Source organism: Candidatus Symbiopectobacterium sp. NZEC135 (genome assembly GCF_025962695.1).
This window is the reverse complement of record NZ_JAGFPF010001480.1, coordinates 1-530: the sequence shown is the minus strand read 5'-3', so window position 1 is coordinate 530 and position 530 is coordinate 1. Positions and strand designations below refer to the sequence as shown.

The following is a 530-nucleotide window of genomic DNA, read 5'->3' as shown; positions in this document are numbered from 1 at the left end:
AATGCAGATTGCACAGATAACGTTCTACTTTGGGTGGGTTATAATGATGAATCACAGAGGTAGCAACGACAGGAGAGCGCCAACATGCAGAACACCGGAGATACGACCCGGCTCTTTGGACAACGCATTAAAACGTTGCGCGTTCAGGCAGGGCTCACGCAGATGGCATTGGCCAGTAGATGTAATCTGGATCGTACTTACTTAAGCGGTATTGAACGTGGTATCAGAAACCCAACCTTAGAAATCATCAGTATCATCGCCGCAGGGCTCGGTACTTCATTAGCTGCGCTATTCGACTACTGATTCTCTCCCATCGTCGCCTGTTCCCCCCAGTTTCACGCTCCCCAGTACAACGCATATCCTTGGTCAGTTTTGAACATCTCGCAAATTAGTTGTAAAAACAATGTCACTTATTGTTAAAAACAATCGCATGTAATGTGATGTAAATCAAAGTTCATCGCCGTTATTCCCTTACACTGCCCACAGATGTTCAACCTCTGCTTTTGTTATCCATGTCTGGTGCTGCTTAA

1 protein-coding gene is annotated in these 530 nt (G+C 45.7%); it reads left to right on the top strand.

Annotated elements, in window-relative coordinates; all coding sequences use genetic code 11:
• The first annotated feature begins 84 nt into the window (after positions 1 to 84).
• The gene (locus tag J5224_RS34935) at positions 85 to 303 is read left to right on the top strand and encodes a helix-turn-helix domain-containing protein (protein WP_264629379.1); all 219 of its coding nucleotides are present in this window, start codon (positions 85 to 87) and stop codon (positions 301 to 303) included.
• Positions 304 to 530: the final 227 nt, after the last annotated feature.

Coding starts and splice junctions, on each gene's coding strand:
- J5224_RS34935 (WP_264629379.1), top strand. CDS start 85: ATGCAGAACACCGGAGATACGACCCGGCTCTTTGGACAACGCATTAAA.